We start from the raw sequence: 346 nt of genomic DNA on the forward strand, positions 1-346 counted from the left end.
AATTTTGTTGCTGCTATTTAGTGCCTAGCAGCTGAATATGGTGCTGATACCCAGAATCGAACTGGGGACCTCATCCTTACCAAGGATGCGCTCTACCGACTGAGCCATATCAGCAAATTCAACTTTGATTTCACTTTATCTAAAGTAAAAATCAGAAATTGGGCGTCTGGCGATGACCTACTCTCACATGGGGAGACCCCACACTACCATCGGCGCGATTGCGTTTCACTTCTGAGTTCGAGATGGGATCAGGTGGGACCACAATGCTATTGTCACCAGACATATTTGGTAATCTGGAAAGCTGTGCTCTTCTTCAGAGCTTGAGTTCGAACTTCAATCAAGTATT

Annotated in this window: 1 tRNA gene and 1 rRNA gene; both read right to left on the bottom strand. The window is 45.1% G+C overall.

Annotation, left to right across the window (positions count from 1 at the left end):
- Window positions 1–38: 38 nt before the first annotated feature.
- Window positions 39–114: transfer RNA gene (locus HCX89_RS22720), tRNA-Thr, on the bottom strand.
- A gap of 50 nt (window positions 115–164) precedes the next feature.
- Window positions 165–280: ribosomal RNA gene (rrf, locus tag HCX89_RS22725) — 5S ribosomal RNA — on the bottom strand.
- Window positions 281–346 lie beyond the last annotated feature (66 nt).

This window comes from Shewanella sp. Iso12 (genome assembly GCF_012030025.1).
Taxonomy (GTDB): Bacteria; Pseudomonadota; Gammaproteobacteria; order Enterobacterales; family Shewanellaceae; genus Shewanella; species Shewanella algae.